General features: G+C 61.5%; 4 protein-coding genes. All 4 read right to left on the bottom strand.

Going from position 1 to position 3,815, the window contains the following annotated elements; all coding sequences use genetic code 11:
- Positions 1-413: 413 nt before the first annotated feature.
- Genes lspA through WMO66_RS06035 form a run of 4 tightly spaced genes read right to left on the bottom strand, consistent with a single transcriptional unit; the run spans position 414 to position 3,521 of the window.
- Entirely contained in the window at positions 414-911 is a 498-nt protein-coding gene (lspA, locus tag WMO66_RS06050) for a signal peptidase II (protein WP_349135493.1), read from the bottom strand.
- 14 nt (positions 912-925) lie between these two features.
- The gene (gene rnhA, locus WMO66_RS06045) at positions 926-1,369 is read right to left on the bottom strand and encodes a ribonuclease HI (RefSeq protein ID WP_349135492.1); all 444 of its coding nucleotides are present in this window, start codon (positions 1,367-1,369) and stop codon (positions 926-928) included.
- The gene (gene lepA / locus WMO66_RS06040; RefSeq protein ID WP_349135491.1) at positions 1,366-3,171 is read right to left on the bottom strand and encodes a translation elongation factor 4; all 1,806 of its coding nucleotides are present in this window, start codon (positions 3,169-3,171) and stop codon (positions 1,366-1,368) included. Before lepA ends, rnhA begins: the two co-directional genes overlap by 4 nt.
- An 11-nt stretch (positions 3,172-3,182) precedes the next feature.
- Positions 3,183-3,521, bottom strand: coding sequence for a metal-sensing transcriptional repressor (locus WMO66_RS06035; RefSeq protein WP_046414983.1), 339 nt, complete (start codon positions 3,519-3,521; stop codon positions 3,183-3,185).
- Positions 3,522-3,815 lie beyond the last annotated feature (294 nt).

Genomic DNA, 3,815 nt, shown 5'->3' with positions numbered 1-3,815 from the left:
AGCGGCGCTCACTGCGCAGCCGTTGGCGGCTTTGCCGCCTTACGGATGCGGCGTCCCCTTTACGGGGGTTGAGCGCCATTGGCAGTTGCAAATATGGAGGCATTCCCGGTGAACGTGCAATGCCCCCAAGTTTGTCATTCCGAGGAGCGAAGCGACGTGGGAATCTCCTGCAACCGGTTACGTTTTCGCCGGGAGTGACCTGTTATCCAACCGGGTCCTGCGAGATTGCCGCGTCGCTGCGCTCCTCGCAATGACAAGTCGGAGGTGCTTGCCATTTTAGCGATGCCCTGAACCTATCGGCAGTGCCTGCAAGGCCCTCTCAGTCACCTTCGGTGACAGCTCTCCCAGAGGGAGAGCCAAGGGCGGCTCCATCACAAAAAAGCTCCGGGGCCCGTATGGGTCCCGGAGACGCTTTATTCCGCTTTGCCGTCCTGCTCGGGCGGCGATTTTTTCGGCCGGTCGAAAAACAGAACATACACGATGAGCAGCGCACAGCCCGTTGTTACGAAGCAGTCGGCCACGTTGAATACGGGGAAATTGACGAATTCCAGCCGGATCATGTCCGTCACTGCGCCGGAGACGACGCGGTCGATGAGGTTGCCGAGCGCGCCGCCCGCGATCATCGCGAGGCACACGAGCTCAAATCTCTTCTGCAGGACCTTTTTCCAGATCAGCACGCCGAGGATGACGAAAAACACCGCCGTCACCAGCACGAACAGCCACGTCTGCCCCTCGAGCATCGACCACGCCGCACCGGTGTTCTTGATGTGTGTGATGTGGAAAAACCCCGGAATGGCCTTGACGACGGCCGAGCCGTTCGTGCTCGGGATGTGCGTCACCGTCAGCCACTTCGTCCACTGGTCCAGCCCGACGATCATGGCCGCAAGGGCGGCCAGAATTCCGTAAAACATGCGTTCTCCCTCCGTTACGCGCGGGCGTGTGCCCGGCTCTGCGCCACGGCAAGCTCGTCGCAGCGGTTGTTTTTGGCGTTGTCGGCGTGTCCCTTCACCCAGTTCCAGCTCACGCGGTGCGTCTCGAGCAGGGGCAGCAGCTCCTGCCACAGGTCGACGTTCAGCGCGGGCATTTTGTCGGCCTTGATCCAGCCGCGCGCGCGCCAGCCATAGACCCAGCGCTTCTGCACGGCGTCGCAGACGTATTTCGAGTCGGTGTAGAGCGACACCTCGCACGGCTCCTTCAGCGCGCGCAGGGCGGAGATGACGGCCGTCAGCTCCATGCGGTTGTTCGTCGTCTGCGCCTCGCCGCCGGAAATCTCCTTCTCCGTGCCGTTCCACTCCAAAATTGCGCCCCAGCCGCCGGGGCCGGGGTTGCCGGAGCAGGCCCCGTCGGTATAGATGGTGATGTGCTTCATTCGTCCATTTTCAGAACCGCCATAAACGCCTCGGAGGGCACGGACACCGTGCCGAACGTGCGCATGCGCTTCTTGCCTTCCTTCTGCTTTTCAAGCAGCTTCTTCTTGCGGGTGATGTCACCGCCGTAGCACTTGGCCAGCACGTCCTTGCGCAGGGCCTTGATGGTCTCGCGGGCGATGATCTTGCCGCCGACGGCCGCCTGCACCGGAATTTCAAACATCTGGCGCGGGATATTCTCCTTGAGCTTCTCGCAGATCCTGCGCGCGCGGGCGTAGGCGTTGTCCGCAAACAGGATGAAGGACAGCGCGTCGACGATCTCGCCGTTGAGCAGGATGTCGAGCTTCACAAGGCGCGACGGACGGTAGCCGTCCATCTCGTAGTCCAGCGAGCCGTAGCCGCGCGTGCGGGACTTCAGCGCGTCAAAGAAGTCGTAGATGATCTCGTTGAGCGGCATGAAATAGTGCAGCTCCACGCGGCCCTCGTCGAGGTAGGTCATGTCGCGGTATTCGCCGCGGCGCTGTTGGCAAAGCTCCATGATGTTGCCGACGTATTCCGGCGGCGTCAGGATGCTGGCGCGGACGAACGGCTCCTCGCACTGCAGAATTTCGGCGGGGTCGGGATAGTTCAGCGGGGTATAGACCTCGATGGTCTCTCCGCTCGTCTTGGTGATGCGGTAGACGACGTTCGGCGCGGTCGTGATGAGGTCGAGGTTGTATTCGCGCTCGAGCCGCTCCATGATGATCTCCATGTGCAGCAGGCCCAAAAAGCCGCAGCGGAAGCCGAAGCCGAGGGCGATGGAATTTTCCTGCGTATAGGACATGGAGGCATCGTTGAGCTTCAGCTTCTCCAGCGCGTCGCGCAGGTCGCCGTATTTGCTGCCGTCGGCCGGATAGACGCCGGAGTAGACCATGGGCTGCACGGCCTTGTAGCCGGGCAGAGGCTCGCTGCAGGGGTCCTCCACGCCGGTGACGGTGTCGCCGACGCGGGTGTCCGCCACGGTCTTGATGGAGGCCGTGAGATAGCCGACCTCGCCCGCGCCGAGAGCATCGGCAGGGATCATGCCGTTCGGGTGCAGGTAGCCGACCTCGACGATCTTGTATTCCGCACCCGTGGCCATCATGCGGATGTCCATGCCGGGGCGCAGCACGCCGTTCTTCACGCGGAGATAGACGATCACGCCGCGGTAGGAGTCGTATTGACTGTCGAAGATCAGAGCCTGCACGGGGGCCTCACGGTCGCCCTGCGGGGCGGGAATGTTCCGCACGACGTCCTCAAGCACAGCGTGGATGTTGATGCCGTTTTTGGCGGAAATTTCCGGCGCTTCCATGGCGGGGATGCCGATGACGTCCTCGATCTCGTGCTTGACCTCCAGCGGGCGGGCGGACGGCAGGTCGATCTTGTTCACCACGGGGATGACCTCCAGCCCGGCGTCAATGGCAAGGTAGGTGTTGGCGAGCGTCTGGGCCTCGATGCCCTGCGAGGCATCCACGACGAGCACGGCGCCCTCGCAGGCGGCCAGCGACCGGGAGACCTCATAGTTGAAGTCCACATGGCCCGGCGTGTCGATGAGGTTTAGGGTATAGGTCTCGCCGTCGTCGGCGTGATAGGTCAGCTTGACGGCGCGGGCCTTGATGGTGATGCCGCGCTCACGCTCCAGCTCCATGGAGTCGAGGATCTGGTCCTCCATCTCACGCTTGTCCACGGTGTTGCACTCCTCGAGCAGGCGGTCTGCCAGCGTGGATTTGCCGTGGTCAATATGGGCGACGATGGAAAAATTCCGGATGTGGTTCAAATCGGTCATGGGGCAACCTCTTACTTCATGAATTTATCAATGGCGGCGCACAGGCTTGCAATGGCCTGATCGTCGCCCTCCTCCACGGCGTCGACGATGCAGTGCTGGATATGGTCCTGCAGGATCACCTTGCCGGTGTTCTCGATGGCGGCGCGTACCGCAGCGATCTGGATGAGCACCTCGGCACAGTCGCAGTCGTCCTCGACCATGCGCTTGACCTTTTCCAGATGGCCGATGGCGCGGGCCAGACGGTTGACGACGTTTTTCTTGCTCTCGTGGACGTGCGGGTGGGAGTGGGAATGGGCTTCGGTATGGGAATGCGCGTGCGTCGGCACGCCGAATTCGTTTGGTTCATGCATGGCGGAATTCCTCGCTGCAGAGATTAAATCATTACTACCATATCATATCACATTCCGGCTGGAATGAAAACCCTCCCCGGGGGAATTTTTCGACACCGCAAAGGGAAATGTAGGGGAGCGGACAGCCGGGCCCGGCTCCGCACCAGCGCAAGAAACAGGCTGACGATAAAAACGTACAAACCGATTGCGTCTGTAGCGGCGGTCAGTGACCGCCATGCAGGTTGGCAATGATTACGGAACAAATTCAGTGGTGCAATGCCCCTAAATTTGTCATTGCGAGGAGGCCGAAGGCCG

The organism is Faecousia intestinalis, from assembly GCF_040096185.1.
Classification (GTDB): Bacteria; Bacillota; Clostridia; order Oscillospirales; family Oscillospiraceae; genus JAZOXB01.
Note: the sequence above shows the minus strand (reverse complement) of the source record. Positions and strands in the feature narration are given on the sequence as shown.